17 protein-coding genes are annotated in these 23,140 nt (G+C 31.9%); all 17 read right to left on the reverse strand.

The window, feature by feature from the left end; all coding sequences use genetic code 11:
- Nucleotides 1-93: 93 nt before the first annotated feature.
- The gene (locus Q4586_RS02705) at nt 94-939 is read right to left on the reverse strand and encodes an RteC domain-containing protein (RefSeq protein ID WP_215968337.1); all 846 of its coding nucleotides are present in this window, start codon (nt 937-939) and stop codon (nt 94-96) included.
- An 89-nt stretch (nt 940-1,028) separates the two neighbouring features.
- A complete protein-coding gene (locus Q4586_RS02710; protein ID WP_303526103.1) occupies nt 1,029-2,981 on the reverse strand; it encodes a heavy metal translocating P-type ATPase in 1,953 nt (650 codons plus the stop codon).
- A gap of 12 nt (nt 2,982-2,993) precedes the next feature.
- Nucleotides 2,994-3,200, reverse strand: coding sequence for a GDCCVxC domain-containing (seleno)protein (locus Q4586_RS02715; RefSeq protein ID WP_068704629.1), 207 nt, complete (start codon nt 3,198-3,200; stop codon nt 2,994-2,996).
- On the reverse strand, nt 3,200-3,793 hold the full coding sequence (merTP, locus tag Q4586_RS02720; protein ID WP_303526108.1) for a mercuric transport protein MerTP: 594 nt from the start codon (nt 3,791-3,793) through the stop codon (nt 3,200-3,202). Before merTP ends, Q4586_RS02715 begins: the two co-directional genes overlap by 1 nt.
- A gap of 53 nt (nt 3,794-3,846) precedes the next feature.
- Nucleotides 3,847-4,263 (reverse strand): Fur family transcriptional regulator, encoded by a 417-nt coding sequence (locus tag Q4586_RS02725; RefSeq protein ID WP_068704626.1) that lies wholly within the window; start codon nt 4,261-4,263, stop codon nt 3,847-3,849.
- A gap of 3 nt (nt 4,264-4,266) precedes the next feature.
- Nucleotides 4,267-5,472 (reverse strand): efflux RND transporter periplasmic adaptor subunit, encoded by a 1,206-nt coding sequence (locus Q4586_RS02730; protein ID WP_215968334.1) that lies wholly within the window; start codon nt 5,470-5,472, stop codon nt 4,267-4,269.
- Between the two features lie 7 nt (nt 5,473-5,479).
- On the reverse strand, nt 5,480-9,811 hold the full coding sequence (locus Q4586_RS02735; protein ID WP_242176715.1) for a CusA/CzcA family heavy metal efflux RND transporter: 4,332 nt from the start codon (nt 9,809-9,811) through the stop codon (nt 5,480-5,482).
- 137 nt (nt 9,812-9,948) lie between these two features.
- Nucleotides 9,949-10,260, reverse strand: a complete 312-nt coding sequence (locus tag Q4586_RS02740) for a DUF6660 family protein (RefSeq protein WP_068704622.1) — start codon at nt 10,258-10,260, stop codon at nt 9,949-9,951.
- A 151-nt stretch (nt 10,261-10,411) separates the two neighbouring features.
- Nucleotides 10,412-10,864 (reverse strand): heavy-metal-associated domain-containing protein, encoded by a 453-nt coding sequence (locus tag Q4586_RS02745; RefSeq protein WP_303526115.1) that lies wholly within the window; start codon nt 10,862-10,864, stop codon nt 10,412-10,414.
- Nucleotides 10,865-10,899: 35 nt separating this feature from the next.
- Nucleotides 10,900-12,669, reverse strand: a complete 1,770-nt coding sequence (locus tag Q4586_RS02750; protein WP_303526117.1) for an efflux RND transporter periplasmic adaptor subunit — start codon at nt 12,667-12,669, stop codon at nt 10,900-10,902.
- Between the two features lie 4 nt (nt 12,670-12,673).
- Nucleotides 12,674-15,166 (reverse strand): heavy metal translocating P-type ATPase, encoded by a 2,493-nt coding sequence (locus Q4586_RS02755; protein WP_303526120.1) that lies wholly within the window; start codon nt 15,164-15,166, stop codon nt 12,674-12,676.
- A gap of 73 nt (nt 15,167-15,239) precedes the next feature.
- Nucleotides 15,240-15,695, reverse strand: a complete 456-nt coding sequence (locus Q4586_RS02760; protein WP_303526126.1) for a heme-binding domain-containing protein — start codon at nt 15,693-15,695, stop codon at nt 15,240-15,242.
- Nucleotides 15,696-16,289 carry a DUF3347 domain-containing protein gene (locus Q4586_RS02765; protein WP_303526128.1) on the reverse strand — a complete coding sequence of 198 codons (594 nt, stop codon included), beginning with the start codon at nt 16,287-16,289 and terminating at the stop codon, nt 15,696-15,698.
- Nucleotides 16,290-16,316: 27 nt separating this feature from the next.
- A complete protein-coding gene (locus tag Q4586_RS02770) occupies nt 16,317-17,540 on the reverse strand; it encodes a TolC family protein (RefSeq protein WP_068704610.1) in 1,224 nt (407 codons plus the stop codon).
- The gene (locus tag Q4586_RS02775; RefSeq protein WP_303526131.1) at nt 17,537-21,244 is read right to left on the reverse strand and encodes an efflux RND transporter permease subunit; all 3,708 of its coding nucleotides are present in this window, start codon (nt 21,242-21,244) and stop codon (nt 17,537-17,539) included. Before Q4586_RS02775 ends, Q4586_RS02770 begins: the two co-directional genes overlap by 4 nt.
- Nucleotides 21,245-21,352: 108 nt before the next feature.
- Entirely contained in the window at nt 21,353-21,766 is a 414-nt protein-coding gene (locus Q4586_RS02780; protein ID WP_068704607.1) for an HYC_CC_PP family protein, read from the reverse strand.
- Between the two features lie 54 nt (nt 21,767-21,820).
- Nucleotides 21,821-23,080 (reverse strand): site-specific integrase, encoded by a 1,260-nt coding sequence (locus Q4586_RS02785; RefSeq protein WP_068704605.1) that lies wholly within the window; start codon nt 23,078-23,080, stop codon nt 21,821-21,823.
- Nucleotides 23,081-23,140: the final 60 nt, after the last annotated feature.

Below are 23,140 nucleotides of genomic sequence, written 5' to 3' on the forward strand. Positions count from 1 at the left end.
TTTGTTTTAATGTTTTACTTGTAAAACATAGGCAATAAAAAAGAGCAAATACTATGATAATTATTTGCTCTTTAAAACACCCAAGTTGGGTGTTTATTCATCAGATTCTAGCATTTTATCTACTAAAGACTCTTTTAGTTTATCAATGAATTTTGTTTGATTTATTTTGCGTGAACGGATTTCTAAAAAAGTTCTGTAATAATCGCCCAAACTAACGTTAAACATTTGTTCGCAAATTAAGGCTACCTCTTTAATATCTGCTGTTCCACTATTTATTACTCCAGAACTATGAAGTGCATAAATGAGTTCTATTAAATCTGTTTTATTACCTGTCCAAAATAATTTTGATTGCTTTTGAAAAGCGTTATAATTTGCTTCCATACCATTGTTATTTTCAAGTTTATCAATTTCAGTTTTTAAATAAATTATTAGCATATCATAAGCAAGAATTGTGGCTACAGTAGAATCGTGGCTTGTAGAAAATTTATCATCTGCGAAAAAAGAAAGAGAATCTGGAAATAAACGAATATTAGCTTTTCCTCTTATAAAATATTCGTTATCCAAAAAAGTAGCACCTCGTCTATAATAATGATAAAACTCTAAATTATCATTAAAATAATTTTGCAACCTATCTATATGTTTGTTAAAATACTTTACTTGAGATTTGTTACTACTTCTTGGTCTTTTACTTTCAATACTAAATAATTTCACATAATAAATTAATTTACTAAAAACTTGAGGCTTAATATTTTTGAAAAAATAGATTTCATCAGAAGTTGATGCTGATTTTCGTTTTAACAAAAGTTCTCTTATTTGTTCAAGAGCTCTTTGAGTTACCTTAATACCCTCTTCAGACTTCTCTAAAACGCCTTCAATTTCTTTTTCTAAAAAATCTAAATTAGAATCTAATTTTTTTACTATTCTTTCAATTTTTTTCAACTTACAGTAGTTATGAGGACAATAAATCTGGTTTGTTTAAAAATACTTTACTTTAAAAAAATTAAAATAAATACAATGACTTTAATTATTTAACGCCATTGCATTCGTTGTAATCTTACAGCATTCAAAATTGCTAATAACGCAACACCTACATCAGCAAATACAGCTTCCCACATTGTTGCTAAACCACCTGCACCTAATATTAAAACAACTATTTTAACACCAAAAGCTAAAATGATATTCTGCCAAACAATTTTTCGAGTAGAACGACTAATTTTTATTGCTTTAACTACTTTTGAAGGTTGGTCTGTTTGGATAATAACATCAGCAGTTTCAATGGCAACATCACTTCCTAAACCTCCCATTGCAATACCTACATCACTTGCTGCTAAAACTGGTGCGTCATTAATACCATCGCCAATAAAGGCTATTTTATTTTTGGAATTTTGTTTTAAAGTTTCAACTTCATTCAATTTATCTTCGGGTAATAAACCACCTTTTGCTTTTTCAATGTTTAATTGAGAAGCTACTTTTTGAGTAATGGAATCTTTATCCCCGGAAAGCATCATTATTTTAGAAATACCGACTTTGTGCAAATTGGTTATGGTTTCTTTGGCATCTTCTTTCAATTCGTCTGCAATGACAACATAACCAGCAAACTTATTACCAATTGAAACTAAAACAATAGATTCTACAATAGTGTCGATTTCTTTTGCAACTTCAATATTATTGGCAGTCATTAATGCTTTGTTTCCAACTAAAACAGTTTTTCCGTTTACAATTCCTTTTAAACCTTTTCCTGCTATTTCTGAAACTTTGGTAGCATTAAAATCTGCTCCATTTGCTTTGTATTCTAAAATGGCTTTAGCAATTGGATGCGTAGATTGCTCTTCCATCGCCATTAAGTATTTCATAAATTCAGTTTCTTCCCAACTGATTGCTTTTACTTTTTTGATTTTAAAAACACCTTTGGTAACTGTACCCGTTTTATCCATAACCAACGTATTAATTTTGGTCATAGCATCAAGAAAAGAAGCACCTTTAAATAGAATACCGTTTTTTGAAGCTGCTCCTAAACCACCGAAATAACCCAATGGAATTGAAATAACTAAAGCACAAGGACAAGATATTACCAAGAAAATTAAAGCTCTATACAACCAATCTCTAAAGACATAACCATCGACAATAAAATAAGGTAATAATGTAACGCCTATGGCTAAAAACACAACAATTGGTGTGTAAATACGTGCAAACTTCCTTATGAATAATTCGGTTTTAGATTTACGAGCTGTTGCATTTTGAACCATATCGAGAATACGAGCAATGGAACTGTCTTTAAATTCTTTGGTGGTTTCAATTTCTATAACACCATTGAGATTGATACTTCCTGCAAATACTTTTTCACCTTTGGCAATGGTATCTGGTTTACTTTCACCAGTTAAAGCTGCTGTGTTAAATGATCCTTTTTCAGACAAAAAAACACCATCTAAAGGTACTTTTTCGCCAACACGTACTTGTATCTTTTCGCCAATATTTACGGCTTCAGGATTTACAGAAACATAATCTTTATTTCGATAAACTAACGCTTCCTTTGGTCTAACATCAAGCAATGCTTTAATGTTTGATTTTGCTCTATTAACTGCTGTGCTTTGAAATAATTCGCCTACTGCATAAAATAGCATTACTGCAACACCTTCAGGATATTCACCAATAATAAACGCACCAATGGTTGCGATTGACATTAAAAAAAATTCTGTAAAGACATCACCTTTTTTAATACTTTTCCATCCTTCTTTTACAACAGGAAACCCAACAGGTATATAAGCTACGATATACCAAACAACCCGAATCCAATTTCTAAAAAAATTAATATCAAAATAATCTAAAGTAATACCAATGATTAGCATTACAAAACTTACTATCGCTGGACTATATGCTTTAAAATTATTGGAACCTTTACTGTGATTATGACCATCATCGTGACTGTGTTCTTTTTCAGAATTAGGTTTTATATCTCTTAAATTGAGTTTCTTTTTTTTCATATCAATACAATTTTAGCAGCAACTTTTGTTTTGCTGAATTGGTGGACAAGGAACAGTACCGTAAGAACAGTAAACACAACAATCTCCTTCATTTGGTTTAAGAACGGCTTTGCAATTCTCACACTCGTAAAAGAATTGACAAGCGTTTGTTGGCATTTCTTCTACTTTTTTATTTCCACAGTTTGGACAAGTAATCTCTGATTTTAATTGAATTTCCATTAGTTTTCTTTTTTACCAGTTACTTTATAACCTGTTGAATTAATTGCTTTCTCAATTTCCGTTTCATTGGTTTTAGTTTTGTCAAATTCAACGATTGCATTACCACTTTCATAGGATGCTTTTGAGTTTAAGATTCCGTTGAGTTTATTCACTTCGTGGTTTACGTGTTCTTCGCAACTCGCACAGGTCATTCCGTTTATTTTAAATTCAGTTGTTTTAATGTCTGATTTATCAACTATAACTATTTGTTTTTCCATATTAGAATAAAAAATTCCTGAATAATAAGGGAATGCCAACATCACTATTGCAAATACAGTCACAATTGCCAAAAAGGTTTTGGACTGCATAAATTTTGGTTTTTCATCCGTCTCACATTCACAGTCAATTTCATTTCGAGACTTTAGTTTTTGATACCAAGCAAAACCAATCACTAAAACGGTAAATCCGATGAGATAGGATCTAAAGGGTTCTAACCAAGAAAATGTTGATGCAATGCCACTTGTTCCTGCAATTAGAGCTAAAACCGGTGTGATGCAACATAAAGAAGCTGTAATTGCTGTTATTACGCTTATTCCAATTAATCTTTTCTTCATTGGTTAAATATTTAAGTCAAAGATGCTATAAATTATAATGCAAGGGAAGTGCATTATTGACCGCTGCACTTATCACATACACCTTTTACAACCAGATTTACATTTTCAGAAACAAACCCTTCAGGAACGCTAATCTGTGGGATTTTATGATCTGTTAAGCAAATGGTTTCGTTACAATTGTTGCAATGAAAATGTAAGTGTAAATCGGTTTCAACATCACACTTACAACCTTGTTCGCAAAGCGCATATTTAGTTATACCAGTACCATCATCTATTTGATGAACAATCACATTTTCTTCAAATGTTTTAATGGTTCTGTAAAGTGTAGTTCTATCTATTTTTTCAAAAGCATTTTCAATATCGCTTAATGTAACTGCTATTTGTTTTTGTGCAAGAAACTTATAAATAAGTAATCGCATTGCTGTAACACGTATCTCTTTTGACTCTAATAATTGTTCTATAGTTTGCATAATTTAATGTTCGTGTTCTGCTTCACCTTTTTTCATTTCTGCAATAAGGTAGTAGGCATTATTATAAGCGAATTTTGTACTCGTCTCGATTTCTTTAGTAAACTCTACAGCTATCCAATTACCATCTTTGGCTCCTAAAATGACTTCGACTGGCTTGAAACTCCAATCTTCATTTTCCTTTTCTACAGAAAATACAAAATAGGTATCGCCTTCTTTTATAATAGCACTTTCTGGTAATGCTCTTGTTTTTGTATTTTCAACTTGAATTTTACCTTGGATATACATTCCTGGAATTAAATTACCTTTTTTATTTTCAATTTCTGCGTGAACGTGTACTGCTTTAGGGTTATCTTCGAATGTTTTGCTTACCGAATAGATTTCTGCAATTAATTCTTCATTTTGAGTAGATTGAACATTAAAGGTTACTTTTTGACCTTTTTTTACTTTATAAACATCTTTTTCGAAGACCATTAAATCTGCGTGGACGTGATGTGTATTTACTATTTCAAAGAGTTCTGATTGAGGCTCAACATACTGACCAGTTTTTACTTCTACCTTTTGAACAAACCCTTCAATTGGGCTACGCAATGCTACTTGTTGAGCTATTGTGCCATTACGAACCGATGTTGTACTGATATTTAGTAATTGTAGTTGAGCTGCCATTCCATTAACCATAGCCTTTGACGCTTCGTATTCTGCTTCTGCTTTTTGAAAATTTGCACCAGAGCCTACGCCAGCATTATATAATTTTTGTTGACGTTCATAATTTTTCTTTAAAAAATTGCTATTGCTATACGCATTGAGATAATTGGTTTGCATTTGAATGATATTAGGATGTGATAAATAAGCAACAACCTGACCTTTGTTTACTTTATCTCCTTCAATTACTTTAATGGAAACTACATTAGCTCCAATTACGGAAGTTATTGCTGCTTCATTTTGTGGTGGTACTTCTAACGTTCCATTGGCTTCAACATAACCACTCATATTTCGCAACGCAATGGTGTCAATTTTCATTTTTAAGGCTTCAAATTGTTGTGCTGATAGCATCACTTCTTCGTTTTCGCTATGCCCTTCATTAGTTTCAATTTTGGTTTCTTTATTATGAGAATGCCCATCTTCTTCGTTGTGTTTTTCTTTATTGCCACAGGCAGTTATTAAAAAGGTCAACATTACTATTATTAGGATATTATATGATCTGTTTTTCATAGTGTTATTATTTAAAATATTGTAATTCAAAAATGCTTTGTAAATAGTTTACCAATGCTGTTTGAGCTTCTAACTCTGATTGAATGGCTTGATTTATAAGTTGCGTAAAGGCAGAATAATCAATTTCGCCTTCTTTATAAGCAAATAAAGCGCCAGTTTTCTGTTCTTTAATAAGTGGTAATACTTCATCTTTATAAAATAGCCAAGACGTTTTCCATTTTTGGTAATTTTCTTTTGCTTGATTAAATTTAGATTGCACTTCCTTTTGTTTAAATAACATATTTACTTCTGCAATTTCTTTATTGAATTTTGCAGTTCTAATTTGTTTTCTTGTTGTACCAGAAAGAAATGGTATAGAAATACCGGCTTGATAAGTATAATAGCCTGAACTACCGTTTACTTTTTGTAAACCACCTTGAAGGTTAAACTTTGGTAAATTCTCGGCTTTAGCAGCTTTGTAATTTGCTTCTGCTTCTGCTATTTTAAGTTGAGAAACACCATACAAAGGATGAGCTTCTGCACTAAAGGCTGTTAAATCTATGTTGTTAAGGGTTTTAAACTCGTTTGGAACTGTATAGATTTTTTCAGAAACTAACCATAAATTTAATTGCTGTAAAGCAATGAGGTATTCGCTATAAGCTTGCTTTGTTTTATTTTTAATTTGTAAAGCTTGATTTTTAGCTGCTGAATATTCTAATTTTGATATAGCTTCTACTTCATAATTTAACTCAACAGCTTTTTTAAAATTGGTGTAAATAGCATTCAATTCTTTATACAGATTATAATTCCGTTTACTTTTAAAGGCATTAGACCAGGCTTTTTTCACCTCTAATTCTAACTCCAATTCTGAAAGTTGATACGCCTTTTGCGCTAATTGAATACGTTGTTCTAATAATTTTTGCTTTGGTGCAATACCAAACACATCTATATTTGATTGGCCAACACCAATAGTTGTGTAAATACCTGAACCATCTTTAATTTCCTCACCACCTGTAAAAATTTGAGTTGAGCCAAAATCGAAAGCAGTCCCTTTTAATTGTTGCTGTTTATCAATTTCTAACTGTCTTTGTTTTAAACTAGGATAGTTCTCTTTTGACATTTTTATAGCTTCTTGTAATGAAACAATAGGCAAAGAGTCGCTAACTTGTTGTGCATTTCCTGTTATTGGAAACAAAAACATAAAAACTATAATAGCTGTTGCAGTTGCAAATTTTTTGTTTGCTTTAAATTTAAAAGACTTGTTCTCTACCCAATGGTATAAAATAGGAAGCACAAACAAGGTTAATAATGTAGAAGTTAACAGACCACCAATAACTACCGTTGCTAAAGGACGTTGTACTTCTGCACCTGCCGATGCAGAGATAGCCATTGGCAAAAAGCCTAATACATCAGTAAAAGCTGTAAGCATAATAGGTCTTATTCTTCGTTTTGTACCTTCAATAATTCTATCTTTTAAATTGGTAACGCCTTCTTCTTTTAATTCATTTAAACCACTAATCATTACTAAACCATTTAAAACTGCAACACCAAAAAGGACAATAAAACCTACACCTGCCGAAATACTAAAAGGCATATCACGAAGCCATAAGGCTATAACACCACCAATGGTTGCCATTGGAATAGCGATGTAAATCATTAAAGTTTGTGGTAGTGATTTTAGCGCAAAATATATTAACACAAAAATAAGTAGTAATGCTATTGGTACTACAGTTTGCAAGCGATTACTGGCACGTTCTAAATTTTCGAAAGCACCACCATATCTAATAAAATAACCTGAAGGCAATTGAAGATTTGCATCTAATTTTGATTTGATTTCTGCTACTAACGATTTTACATCACGACCTCTTACATTAATACCTACATAAGTTCTTCTGTTAGTATTGTCTCTACTTATTTGCATAGGGCCAGCTTTGTAGCTTACGTCTGCAACTTCACGAAGTGGAATTTGTGCACCAGAAGGCAAGTTGACAAACAAGTTTTGAACATCAGTTATGTCTTTACGATTATGAGAACTTAACCTAACCACTAAATCAAATCGTTTTTCACCTTCAAAAATAACACCTGCTGTACCTCCTGCAAAGGCAGATTGTACAATTTGATTTAAAGTATTTACTTGAAGTCCGTATTGTGCTAATTTACTTCGGTTATAGGTGATTGTCATTTGTGGTAAACCTGTGGTAGCTTCCGCTTTCATATCACCAATACCTTCTGTACCTGCAATTATTTTAGATATTTCTTCTGCTTTTTGAGACAGTACATTTATATCTTCTCCATAAAGTTTAATAGCTATGTCTTCTCTAACACCTTCGAGTAGTTCGTTAAAACGCATTTCAATAGGTTGAGTAAATTCATAGTTAACACCAGGAATTATTTCAACCGCTTCTTTCATTTCTTCAATTAAATCATCTTTAGATTTAGCTGTTATCCATTCGCTTTTTGGTTTCAGAATCACAATAACATCTGCTAAATCCATAGGCATTGGGTCGGTTGGTATTTCGGCAACACCAATACGACTCACTACTTTTTCGACTTCAGAAAAATTAGCTTTTACAATTTGCTCAATTTTTGTGGTTGTTTCAATGGTTTCAGAAAGTGAACTGCCTGGTTTTAAAATAGCGTGAAACGCGATATCACCTTCATCAAGTTGTGGAATAAATTCACCACCCATTCTAGAAAACATAAAAGCGGTAATTCCGAATAAAATAACTGCGATTCCAACTATTAGTTTTCCTCTTTTTAAGGCTTTTTCTAATAAAGGTTGGTATTTACTTTCTACCCAATGCACGAACTTATCGCCATAGGATTTTTTGTCTGATTTTGGTGCTCTTAAAATAAGTGCAGACATCATAGGAACATACGTCAAACAAAGTACCATTGCACCAATCATTGCAAAAATGAAAGTCAATGCCATTGGTTTGAACATTTTGCCTTCAATCCCTTCTAAAGCTAAAATAGGAAGGAACACAATTAAGATAATTAGTTGACCGAAAAATGCCGCATTCATCATTTTTTTTGAAGCATTTGCTGCAACATTATCACGTTCTTTAGAGGTTAGCTTCTTCTTTTTTAAGATTTGTGAAGCAATCAGGAAAACGGTACTTTCTACAATAATTACAGCGCCATCGACAATAATTCCGAAATCTATTGCCCCCAAGCTCATTAAATTTGCCCAAACGTCAAAGACATTCATTAGTATAAATGCGAATAATAAGGATAGTGGAATTGTTGAAGCTACTATTAAACCACCTCTCCAATTTCCTAATAAGAAAATAAGAACGAAAATAACTATTAAAGCACCTTCAATTAAATTGGTTGCAACGGTAGATGTTGTTTCACTTATTAGTTTGCTTCTATCTAATAAAGGTTCAATAATAACACCTTCTGGTAATGACTTTTCAATTTGCGCCATTCTTTGCTTGACATTCTCGATAACATCGTTTGAATTTGCACCTTTAAGCATCATTACCAAACCACCAACAACTTCGCCTTCGCCATCTTGTGTTAATGCACCATAACGAATAGCAGAACCGTATTGAACCGTGGCAATGTCGCCTACTGTAATTGGGATGCTATTTGTGTTTTTAACCGTAATCTTTTTAATGTCTTCTAAACTGCGTACTAAACCTTCACCACGAATAAAATTGGCTTGATGATTTTTTTCAATGTATGCACCACCAGTATTTTGATTATTGGCTTGAAGTGCATTGAAAATATCGGTAATTGTTAATCCAATGGCTTTTAGTTCGTTTGGGTCTACAGCAACTTCGTACTGTTTAATTTTGCCGCCAATTGCGTTAACCTCAACAACACCTTCTACCATTGCCATTTGACGTTGAACAATCCAATCTTGCATCGTTCGTAAATCTGTAATCGAATATTTGGCTTTATATTCTTGTTTTACTTTTAGCGTGTATTGATAAATTTCTCCTAATCCTGAAGAAATTGGTCCCATTGTAGGTTCGCCAAAACCACTTGGAATTTGTTCTTTGACCTCATTTAGTTTTTCCGCCACTAATTGACGAGGAAGGTAAGTACCCATGTCATCGTCAAAAACTATGGTAACTACTGATAAACCAAAACGGGAAACGGAACGAATTTCTTGAACATCTGGTAAGTTACTCATTGCAACTTCTACAGGATAAGTTACAAATTGCTCAATGTCTTCGGTACCTAAATTTGGTGCTTGGGTTATTACTTGTACTTGGTTGTTGGTAATGTCCGGAACAGCATCTATTGGTACTTTGGTCATACTCCAAATACCTGCTCCAATAATGGTAAGCGTTAGCAACCCAATAATGAATTTATTATTGATTGAAAAATCAATGATTTTATTAATCATATTAAAATGTATTAATTCAGTTAAAAAATATAAAAGTGTGTTCGTAATTCGATTTCGCTCAATATGAGCTTCTCGTAGCTATGCTACTCGAAGACGAAAACATTAAAAAAGGATATAGCTATCCTATGAAAACTGAATTATACCCGAGGTGGTTGTAAAATGGAAGTCGTAAAATCTTTTTCTATCCCATTGTGGTAGAAAAAATCTTGGGTAGAAATAAATGTTATTTCATATTTTATGTAAGAAAACTGAAAATATGTAGCGTTTATATGACAACATTGACATATACAAAAAGGTGAACATAAATCTGAATCTTGGTGCTGATGGTCATTATCCATAGCTTGTGAAATTTCAGTTTTAACATCATTATCAGACACATCAAAATCAGCACAAGGTGCTAGATTGAGTGCGAAAATATAAATTGATAATATGAATGCTAATAATTTCATTGTAGCAAATATATAAATTATTTAATGCAATGGTTGTGCAAATAATAGGCTTTACAATAATTAAAAGGTGTTTGGTTAGTTATATTTTATAGCAAAAGAAAAAACCTTAATTTTCCTTTTGCTATAAATTACATTAAAAAATCATACTTATTTATTGATTCATTTTCATTTCGTGGTCGTATTGACAACAACCTGGTAAATTTTTATAAGCTTCTTCGCTTCCTGCTACTTTTTCAGTATCATAACCAGAAGCTGCTATTGCTTTATGAATTGCCATTGCATTGGTTTTGGTATCATCAAAAGAGACATCGATTTTCTTTTTATCTACATTCCAATTAGCACTTGCAACACCTTCAACAGCATTTACTGCTTTTTCAATGGTTTTTTTACACATACCACAATTACCTCTTACACCAAAAGACAAGTCTGTCATAGCCATATCTTTTGACATTTGTGTAGTGGTTGTTTTTGTTTCTTTTTTTGTTTGACTATTACAACTTGTTACACCTAAAGCTGCTATAACAGCTATACTTAAAATTACTTTTTTACTCACGTCGATTACATTATTGTTTTTGTGTTCGTGATTTTTCTTTGAAAAGCTCATTATTTTAAAATTTAATTGTTATTATTTGTATTTAATTATTCTATAACTTGTTTTACCTCTCCACAGGTTAGCATTGCTTCGCCAAAATATGGATTGATTACTTTTTCTTCTTTGCTTAACCAATAGGCACCTTTATTACTATCTGCCATTGGACAAAACTCTACATATACCTTTTCATTGATACCAAATAGTTGCACAGCTTTAATTAAATGCGAAGACAAATGTTTAAAATGATTTCTTTGCTCTTTTATATTTGCTGCTTTAGAAATAGCAATTGTTGAAGATTTAATTTCTTTTACTAATGACATCCAATGATTATGAGCTTCATCTTTAACTAATTTCATATCCACATTATTCAAATTATCAAGTAAACTATTTGCATTTTCTGATGCTTTACTTGAGTTATCTTTAACAAACGCATCCTTTAAACTAATATAGCTTTCAAATACTTTTTTTAATTGTTTCTGAAATGCTTTTGATACTTCCAACCGTTCATTCATATTGGTATGGTCTGTATTATTTTTTGATGAATTACTATCCATACCTAAATGTCCTTCGTGACCAGTCATTACTTTTCCACCATCTTTATTCATCATAGATTTTTTTCCTTGCAATTGTGCTGCTGCATCAACTGTAAAAGTTCCATTGGTTACAATTTCATCACCATTTTTTAACCCTTTTAATACTTTGTAAGTATTACCTATTTGGTCACCTAAAGTTATTTGACGCATTTCAAAAACTGGTTGGTCTGGATTGGTTTTAATATATACTACAGAGCGTTCACCTGTCCATAAAATGGCAGATGAAGGCACGAATAATGATTTTTCTTTAGTAGAGGTTACTCCTTTAATTTTCCCTTCAATAAACATTCCTGGTTTAAATACTTCGTCTTTATTATTAAGCACTACTCTTAATTTAACAGTACGTGTTCTGTTATCTAAAATAGGATCAATAAAATCTACTTTACCTTTAAATTTTTTATTAGGATAAGTATTAGTTGTTACGTTTATTTCTTGCCCTTTTTTAAATAAGTCTATTTGGTTTTCGTACACATCAAAGTTTCCCCAAACTGAATTTAAGTTTGCGATTTTTAATAATGGTTGCCCTTGTTTTATATAATCGCCTTGCTCTACTAATTTTTCTGTTACAGTACCAGAGATAGTTGCATAGACAGGAAAATTTTCTTTTACTTTTCCTGTTTGTTCTATTTGATTGATTTGCTTTTCAGAAAGTTTCCATAATTTTAATTTATTACGAACTGCTTTATATAATGCCGGTTGCGATTCTTTTAATGAAGCTGCTGTAATTAATTCTTGTTGTGCTGCATATAATTCTGGTGAATAAATGGTTGCTAATAATTGCCCTTTGTTTACTTTTTCTCCAGTAAAACTGACATTTAAGCGTTCAATTCTTCCAGAGAAATAACTGACTTGCACAGCATTTGCTTTTTCATTGGCAACAATTTTACCTGATAGTTTAATACCGTTATCGTCTGCTTTACTACTACCTACAATTGATGTTTGAATGTTGGCCAACGCCATTGCATTTTTTGTTAATTTGAATTGGTCTGCTGCTAAACCATCTGCTCCAGCTTCGGCAGGAATTAAATCCATACCACAAATAGGGCAATCACCAGGTTCTGGTTGCATAATTTGTGGGTGCATTGAGCAAGTCCATTTTTGATTGGTTTCTGCTATTTCATCGTGATTATGTTCAGTTTTTTTGTTTGATGAACCACCGAATAATAACCAACCTAATAATAAGCCAACTGCTAATATTACTATGTAAACTATATATTTTTTCATTTTTCTATATTTTAATATTTCTTAATCTTAATGCGTTTGCAATTACTGATACTGAACTAAAACTCATTGCTAAAGCTGCAATCATTGGTGATAGTAATAACCCGAATATTGGGTATAAAACACCTGCTGCAATGGGCACACCCAATACATTGTATATAAAAGCAAAAAAGAGATTCTGTTTTATGTTTTTAACAACATCGTGACTTAATTTTTTAGCTTTTACAATACCTTGTAAATCTCCTTTTACTAACGTAATTGAAGCGCTTTCAATAGCTACATCTGTACCTGTACCCATTGCAATACCAACATCTGACTGTGCTAAAGCTGGCGCATCGTTAATACCATCACCTGCCATTGCTACAACACTTCCTTTTTGTTGAAGTTTATCAATTTCATTCAATTTATCTTCTGGAAGACATTCTGCTTTATAGTGTTTAAGGTTTAATTGTTCTGCTACCGATTTTGCAGTATTTTTATTATCACCAGTTAGCATTATTACCTCAACACCATTATCTTGTAGTTGTTTAATAGCATTTTGACTTGTGGTTTTAATGGCATCGAAAATAGTTACATATCCAACAGCTTCATTATCTACTGCTATATACGATACTGTTTTACCTTGTTCTTGTTCTGCAACCACATTAGTTTCTAAATTTTTAGAAATAGTTATGGCAAACTGCTCTAATAACTTTGCATTACCTAAAGCAACTTTTTTGTTTTCAACAGTACCTATAACACCTTTTCCTGCTACAGCTTGAAAATCGTTTACTTTTGTAATTACAGTATTTTTAGATTTACCATAGTTTACAATAGCTTCTGCTAAAGGATGTTCGCTATATTGATTTAAGGAAGCAATGAAATGAAGTAGCTTTTCTTCTTTTAAATTATTAATTGAGATTACTTTTTCAACTGATGGTTTTCCTTCAGTAATCGTACCTGTTTTATCTACAATAAGCGTATCTACCTTATTCATTTTTTCTAATGCTTCAGCATTTTTAATTAATACACCAGATTGTGCACCTCTACCAACACCAACCATAACAGACATTGGTGTTGCCAAACCTAATGCACAAGGACAAGCAATAATTAATACAGCAATTGCATTTACAAAGGCAAAAACATAAGCAGGTTCTGGACCAAAAATAGCCCAAACTATAAATGTTATTACTGCAACAACTAATACAATTGGAACAAAGTATTTAGATATTCTATCTGCTAATTTTTGAATAGGTGCTTTTGAACGACTTGCATTATTTACCATATGAATAATTTGAGAAAGTAAGGTTTCGGAACCTACCTTTTCAGCTTTCATAATAAATGACTTTGTACCGTTAATTGTGCCAGAACTTACTTTATCGTCTATGCTCTTATCTACAGGAATTGGTTCTCCAGTAATCATAGATTCATCAATGCTACTATGACCTTCTACAATACTACCATCTACTGGAATTTTTTCTCCAGGCTTAACTCGTAATAAATTGTCTTTTTCAATTTTATCGATTGCAATAACTTTATCTTCTCCATTAGTAACCAATGTTGCTGTTGAAGGCACTAATTTTAGTAATTCTTTTATTGCGCCACTTGTTTGACTATGTGCTCTTGCTTCTAATAATTGACCTAATAATACTAATGTTAAAATTACCGTTGTAGCTTCAAAATAAACAAATACATTACCATCGGCTGTTTTAAAATCTTGTGGAAATACATCTGGAAATACCATTGCAAATACACTAAATAACCACGCGATACCCGAACCAATACCAATTAAAGTAAACATATTCAGGTTCATTGTTTTTATTGATGTGTAAGCACGTTTAAAGAACATCCAAGTTGCATAAAACACTACAGGGATTGATAATGCAAACTGAATCCAGTTCCATTGTTTTTGTTCTAAAACATTATATAAAGGATTATTATCTAATGCTTCTGACATTGCTATTAAAAATATTGGCACAGTAAAAATTACAGCTATCCAAAACTTTTTCAACAATTTTTTATAGGTTTTGTCTTCTTCTGAAATATCCGCTTCTAATGGCACTAAATCCATCCCACAAACAGGACAAGAACCTGCTTCGTCTTTAATTATTTCTGGGTGCATTGGACACGTAAATTGGCTACTTGTTGTAGTTAAACTTCTTTCTTCCACCAAGTCCATTCCACAAACAGGACAATCACCTGCTTTATTATATGTTTTGTCTTCTTCGCAGTGCATAGGACAATAAAATGTACCTGTTCCTTTGCCTTTAGGTTGTTCCTGCTTTTTTTCTTTATTAGGTTGGTGTTTACCTTGTTTATGAATACTATATCGACCACCATCATCTTTTAATGCTTTTTGAAATATTTCAATTGAAATATGTGATTGCATTTCAATAATAGCTTCTGATTTTTCTAAATTGACTTTTACGTTTGAAACATCATCAACTTTTGAAAGTGTTTCTTCTACGTGACTGCGACAACCGTTGCAAGTCATTCCGTGTATATGATATGTGTGTTTCATTATTTTATTTTTGTGCCTGACAAGGGAAGGGCTATTAACCAATTAATTAGTATTTCCTTCCCACATCAGGGCTTTATTTTAAATTGCCTTTTAGTTTCTTTATATAATCAATAACCAATGTCTTTTCAGGTGTTGATAATTTTGCGTTTTTATGAATTAAGGTGTAAGATGAAAGTGGCATTTCATTGTTCTTAATCTGATTAATAATTGACTTTAATTTGCTATTCTTTCTTCTGGTTGAATACGTGTCCCAGTTATTAAAATTCAGCTCTTCTTTTCCATCGGCAATATGGTTTTCGAGAAACCAAGCAATGGGTTGAATTTTATTATACCAAGGATAGCTTGTATTATTACTGTGACAATCATAACAGGACGTTTGCAATAATGTATTGATATTTTTAGGTGTATTATTTACCAATAAAAAATCTGTTTTTGGTACGATATTACTTTGGTTTAGTTCTGTAGGCATAAACTGTATGCCTACAAAACACACCACTAAAACCAATGCTATGATTTTTACAATTTTCATTTAGTTAATCTCTTTTTGCACTTTACCACATTTCAGCATTTTACTACCGTAATAAGGATTTTTAATTTCCTTGTTCAAACTTAACCAAGCGCTGCCACCATCATACATTGGACAAAATTGTTGATATAAAGTATTTTTAGTACCGGTAATTGCAACCATATCCATAATATCCTTACTCAATGTTTTAAAATGTTCTCTTTGGTGATCTATTTCACTTCTACCAATATGTTCTGCGTGTTCTTTGGCATCTGTAATAATATCTTTAAGTTCTTTTTGCTGTTCAACAGTAAAACCATTTATTTCAAATTTGCTCAAAGTATTGTTCAATTTATCGCCAGCTTTAGCAGCTTTGTTTTTGTCGGTTTCTACTAAAGCATCTTTAAGTATCATATAGTCTGCTAACACTTTTTGAACACCTGAATTTTGTGAATTCTCATCCATCATATTATTGGATTTATCCATTTTGTTATGGTTCATTTCTGAATGAACTATGCTGTCTTGAGTATTCTCCTTTTTTGCATCTTTACAAGAAATTATTGTAAGATTTATTAAAGAGATTACTAAAATTGCTACTATTGTTTTTAAATATTTCATTTTTATTGTTTTAAATTATACTTGTTTTTAGTTGCTTAAATAATTGATGATTGTGGTTTGTAAATAATAAGTTTTAATCGATTCTATTTGATTCATTTGAAACTTTAATTGCAGTTCTTGAATGTCTAAAACATCATTAAAATCAATTGTTCCTGTTTCGTAACTTTTGATTAATATTTGCTCTGCATCATTAGCTTGCTTCAAATTTTTGGTTTGAGTTTTATAACTTATTCTTGCAGACACTCTTTCTTTTATTGCTTTATCTAAAAGCGTTTCCAAAGTATTTAAGCGTTCTTGTTTTTGTGCAGTAATTTCCTGCTGTTGTAACTCGTTTTGCTTTGTTTTCGATTTATATTTTTTATTAAATATTGGTATTGATAAAGACACCATTGGCATTACAATATCTTTTCCATTATCGCTAAAGTCCATATTTGGACGTTTCGCCACATTGATATAATCTAATCCAAAACCAATCATAGGACTGCTTTCTTTTTGGTTTAATAATTCTGATTGTTCAATGGATTTAAAGAGTTTATCATATTTTAATAATTCAGGATGCAATGCTAAATTTTCAAAAGTGATTTCAAAATCTTCAGAAGGCATATTTAATTTATCAACAACAACTATAGAAACCTCTTTTTCTCTATTTAAAAGTTTATTTAAGGTTGTTTGTTCTGCTAAAAATTGTTGTTGCAACACTTCTTTTAATTGTTGTAATTCATTTTGACGCATCTGTAATCGTAACACATCTACTGCTGAAGCTTTGCCAACTTCGACAGAAGTTAAAGCCATTGTTTCGTAAGTTTTTAAGAGTTCGATATTGTTAGTTAATACTTTTTGTTTTGCTTTATTAGTATATAACTTGTAATACGATTGTGATACCGAAACCATTAATTTACGTTTGGCAATTACAATATCTTCATATTTAGTTTCAGCTAAAGAACTTACATAATTTTCTCTTGCTGTTATTGAGCCAAACCAAGGCAACATTTGTTTTGCAGAAACTTTAAAGCGTTGGGCTCCAGTTCTTGTTTCTGGCTCACTTACAAAATAACCTACTCCAAATTCGGTATTTGGAATGGTATTAACTTCATTTACTTTTTCTGAAACTCTCTTGTGCTGTAACTCGAATTTTTGAATCTCTGGATTGTTTACCAAAGCTTCATCGATTAAAGTTTGTAATTCTTGTGCATTTCCTTTGAGAACAAAGAGAAAAGAAAAAAGAAAAAAGATTGTTTTTATATGTTTCATTTTGATGTTCTTTTTAGTTGAGCTTCTGCTTTCCAGCTGTATAAAACTGGTACTACAAATAAGGTGATTAAGGCAATTAGCATACCTCCAAAACTTGGTATTGCCATAGGAATCATAATATCACTACCACGACCTGTTGAGGTTAATACTGGTAATAATGCCAATATGGTTGTTGCAGTAGTCATTAAACACGGTCTAATACGTTTTTCTCCTGCTTCAACAACAGCTGCTCTGATTTGCTTTTTGTTTTTTGGTGTATTCCTTTCAAATATTTGAGTTAAGTACGTTGCCATAACTACACCATCATCGGTTGCAATTCCGAAAAGTGCAATAAAGCCTACCCAAACAGCAACACTCAAATTAATTGGATGCATCTGAAATAAATCACGCAGATTTTCGCCAAAAAAGTTGAAGTTTAAAAACCAATCTTGACCATATAACCAGATCATTAAAAAACCACCTGCAAAAGCAACTGCAATACCAGTAAATACCATTAATGATGTACCTACTGAACGGAATTGAAAATAGAGTATTAAGAAAATAATAGCCAATGCCAAAGGCACTACAACCGATAAAGTTTTTTCTGCTCTTATTTGATTTTCATAGCTTCCTGTAAATTGATAATTAACCCCTTTTGGTACTACCAATTCGCCTGAATCTATTTTTTGCTGAATTAAAGCTTGTGCATTTTCAACAACATTTACTTCTGCAAAGCCATCCATTTTATCGAATAATACATAGCCTACTAAAAAAGTATCCTCACTCTTAATAACTTGTGGCCCTTGTTCATATCTAATGGTTGCCAATTCGCTTAATGGTACTGGACTGCCTTTTTCAACTGGCACATAGATTTGCTTTAAATCGGTTGGATTAGCTCTTAATTCTCTTGGGTATCTAACACGTACTCCATAACGCTCCCTACCTTCAACAGTTTGGGTTAAAACCATACCACCAACAGCTACTTTTAGCACCTCTTGTACATCTTGTATAGATATACCATAACGTGCAATTTTTTCCCTATCAATATCAATAAGTAAATAAGGTTTTCCTACAATACGGTCTGCAAAAACAGCTTCGTCTTTTACACCATCAGCTTGTTTTAAAATTCCTTCTAACTGTACACCAAAGGCTTCAATTTGTTTTAAATCTTGACCTTTAACTTTTATTCCCATTGGTGCACGCATACCTGTTTGCAGCATTACCAATCGTGTTTCAATAGGTTGTAGTTTAGGTGCAGAAGTAACGCCTGGTAACTTGGTAACTTTTACAATGTCATTCCAAATATCGTTTGGTGATTTTATTTCTGGTCGCCAGTTTCGATAAAATTCGCCATTATTATCTTCTATTAATTGCGACCTTTCTACAGCGCTCAAAGTGACATTTTCTGTATTATTAGGATTAGCGATGAAACGTCCATCTTTTAATTCAAATAAACCATCATTATTTACTTTGTAACGTTGACGTTCTCCGTTTTTATTCAGCATATATTCTGATTTATACTGAATAATATTTTCATACATAGACAAAGGCGCTGGATCTAAAGCTGATTCTGTACGACCTGCTTTACCAACTACGGTTTTTATCTCTGGAATACTTGCTACAGCCATATCTAACTGTTGTAAAACACGTTTGTTTTCTTCGACTCCAGAATGTGGCATTGAAGTTGGCATTAATAAAAAAGAACCTTCATTTAAAGATGGCATAAATTCTTTGCCTGTATTTTTCATTATGAAAAAACCTGCTATTACAATAGCTGTTGGTATGGATAAGAATATTAGTTTATTGTTCAAACACCATTTTAAAATACGTGTATAATACCTTATGAATAATGAGAAAACACCTAATAAACCAAAGCAAATAATACTTACAAAAATGAGATTCCAAAAGATGCTTTTATCTACACCTAAAGGTCTCCAATATTCAGCTAATAAAAACACAATAGCAGATACAGATATGATAATATTAATAAGATTTGCTTGTTTTTCGCTTATCATTTTTTGAACACTTAATAGTGTTGTAACTCCAAAAGCTACCAAGATTAAACCTAACCAATAACCATAGACTGTGGCAATAATTCCTAATGCTATTAAAACCCCATTTAAAACATATTTGAAATTGGTTTTAATGTTTTTCTTTTTAAATAAAAATGCAGCAAAGGGTGGAATTAAAAACAACGCTACAATAATTGAAGCTGTTAAAGCAAATGTTTTAGTAAAGGCTAATGGTCTGAATAATTTTCCTTCAGCTCCAATCATTGTAAATACAGGAATAAAACTTATAATGGTTGTCATAACTGCTGTTACAATTGCTCCAGATACTTCTGCTGTTGCGTTGTAAACCACATTATTTATAGGCAGTTTATCTTTGTTTTCATCTAAATGCCTAATGATGTTTTCTGAAAGTATTACACCTACATCTACCATTGTACCAATAGCAATAGCGATACCTGATAAAGCCACAATATTAGCATCTACACCAAAGAGTTTCATTGCTATAAAAACCATTAATACAGCAACTGGTAGTAAGCCAGAAATCAATACAGAAGCTCGAAGATTAAATACCATAATGATTATAACTAAAATAGTAATTAGTATTTCTAATGTTAGGGCTTCATTAAGTGTCCCTAAAGTTTCCTGAATGAGTTCTGTTCTGTCATAAAAAGGAACAATAGTTACTTGTGAAGTTCTGCCATCGGCTAATACTTTTGAAGGTAGTCCTGCGCTTAATTCGTTAATTTTTTCTTTAACATTATTGATAACTTCCATTGGATTCGCACCATATCGCGCTACTACGACAGCACCAACAACTTCTGCACCTTCCTTGTCCAGTAATCCTCTTCGAGTTGCAGGACCTAAAGACACTTTTCCTATGTCTTTAATTTTAATCGCTGTGTAATCTTCGGAAGTAACTACTGCATTTTCTATGTCGGCAATAGATTTTACATAACCTAAACCTCTAACTAAATATTCGGCTTGATTAATTTCTAAAGTTTGTGCACCAATATCTTTATTACTTTCTTTTACTGCTTTTACAATATGATGTAAACCAATATTGTATTGACGCATTAATTCCGGATTAACATCTACTTGGTATTCTTGTACATAACCACCAATTGATGCCACTTCTGATACGCCACTTGCAGACGATAGTGCATATTTAACATAGTAGTCTTGAATACTTCGTAATTCTTGTAAATCCCAACCACCTGTTACATTTCCGCTTTCATCACGACCTTCTAATGTGTACCAAAAAATTTGCCCTAATCCTGTGGCATCTGGACCCAAAGCAGGATTAACACCTTCGGGTAATAATCCGCTTGGTAACGAGTTGAGTTTTTCTAATATTCTACTACGACTCCAGTAAAACTCAATATCTTCTTCAAAAATGATATAGATACTTGAAAAGCCAAACATAGACGAACTACGAATGGTTTTTACTCCTGGAATACCGAGTAAAGATGTTGTTAATGGATAGGTTATTTGGTCTTCTATATCTTGTGGTGAACGACCATCCCATTTAGTAAATACTATTTGTTGGTTCTCTCCAATATCGGGAATAGCGTCTACAGCTACAGGGTTACTTGGTAAAAATCCTGTTTCCCAATTAAATGGTGCATTTACCGTTCCCCAGCCTATAAAGAGAACAAGTAATAATACTGCTACGAGTTTATTTTCTATTAAAAATTTGATGCTTTTATTTAGCATTGTCTTTGATTATTAAACAGTTAGACATAGGTGTTAAGAAAACACCGAATACAAAAAATCATCCTTATGACATACAGCCATAGGATAAAACAGTCTAATGTTTAAAAATCAAATTAAATAAGTCTCGTCAATCTTGAAGATTTGCTTGACGACAAGTGGTGGTTCGTATTCTTCGAAAGAAGATACGTTATTATCTAACCCTTCAAAAAGGTTAATGTAAGTATATACGAAAGAAGCAATAAATACCTGCTGCTCAAAAGTAATTTTATCAACTTGAAGTTGTAATTCATTTTGACCATCAACAGCTAATTGTTCATCACTACAACAATTCTTTTTTGTTATAGAACACCCATCAGTTAATGGGTTTTCCATTTCCATTCCACAGGTTTCTGCTTTATGGAATATAGCTGTATCCATTAAAGTATCTCCACAATAGTGCATATCTACAGTAAATGACATTGTAGAAAATAACACTACAAAAGCCATTAAAAGTGACATTATTTTATGGAATACTTGTTTCATATTGAAAACAAAGGTATAAAATTTAATTCAATTTGAATAGATTTTAACTTTGCTTTAAATAAAACTTGATTGGTTTTTGGTTGTTTTTACACCTTTCTCAAATTTTGCTCTTAATGTTTTCATATCATCACTTACCTTACGTTCAATCACTTTAGCATAAATTTGTGTTGTTGAAATGCGAGAATGACCTAAAAGTTTAGATACTGTTTCAATAGGTACGCCATTACTTAAAGTTACTGTTGTAGCAAATGTATGTCGTGCCAGATGAAATGTTAGATTCTTTTCTATTCTGCATAAATCTGCTATTTCTTTTAAATAAGCATTTAATTTTTGGTTTGACATTTTTGGAAATACAGTAGCATTTGCTAATGATTTTGGATTTTCTTTATACTTATTAATTAAAGTAAGTGCTTTAGGTAGTATAGGAATTCGTAAGGCATTGTTTGTTTTCTCTCTTTTCATAATTAACCACAACTCGCCATCTATACCATAATTAATATCACTTGCTGTTAAGTTTATTACATCAATATAACTCAAGCCGGTGTAACAGGCGAAAACAAATAGATCCTTTACTAATTGTAGTCTTTCAATTGAATAATCTTTTTCTTCAATTTCGTTCAATTCCATTTCAGTTAAATAGCCTCTTTCTACTTTTACAAATTTAGATTTGAAGTTTATAAACGGATCTCTTTCAATCCATTCCAGTTTATAAGATAGTGTAATCATTTTTCTAAAGCGTTCAATATGCTTCATTACAGTATTGTTACCCATTGGTTTTTGGTGATCTGTGGGTGTGAAATTTCTTAAGTATTTTTCAAACTTTAAAATGAAATTATAATCCAATTGCTTTAAATACATATCTGTAACTTTATATTTTACAAAAATGAAATCTGCAATGTACCCTTGTGTTGTGAAGTAATTTTTTTGAGTACCCCATTTGAGTTTCCCTACCATATCTTCATTATGATATTTTATGATATCATTTAAAGAATAATTTTGTTCATCTTCTTTTAGGTAACGAGCCTTAACGGTTTGAGCTGAAGTAATCTTACCTTCGGATTTTAATTCGTTTTTGGATTGGTGAAGCTCTGAAGATACCTGGTCCAAATATGCGTTAATAATTCGAGCCTCTTGGTTGGTTCCTTTTACTTTGTTTTTGGCAGAGCTCCAAAATTCAATTTTAATTTTTCGTTTGAGGCTAATTTCTGCTCTTTTCCCATTTACCGTTATACGTGCATAAAGAGGTGCTTTTCCATTTTTAGCTTTTGATAGTTTGAGCCAAAACAGAATACTAAACGTTGTCGAAGTTTTCATATCTTTCGTCTTTAGTTAAACATTTGTTTACTGACGAAAGTCAAATCAATAATTCGGTTA

It is taken from the genome of Tenacibaculum soleae (genome assembly GCF_030549005.1).
In the GTDB taxonomy this organism is placed as follows: Bacteria; Bacteroidota; Bacteroidia; order Flavobacteriales; family Flavobacteriaceae; genus Polaribacter; species Polaribacter soleae.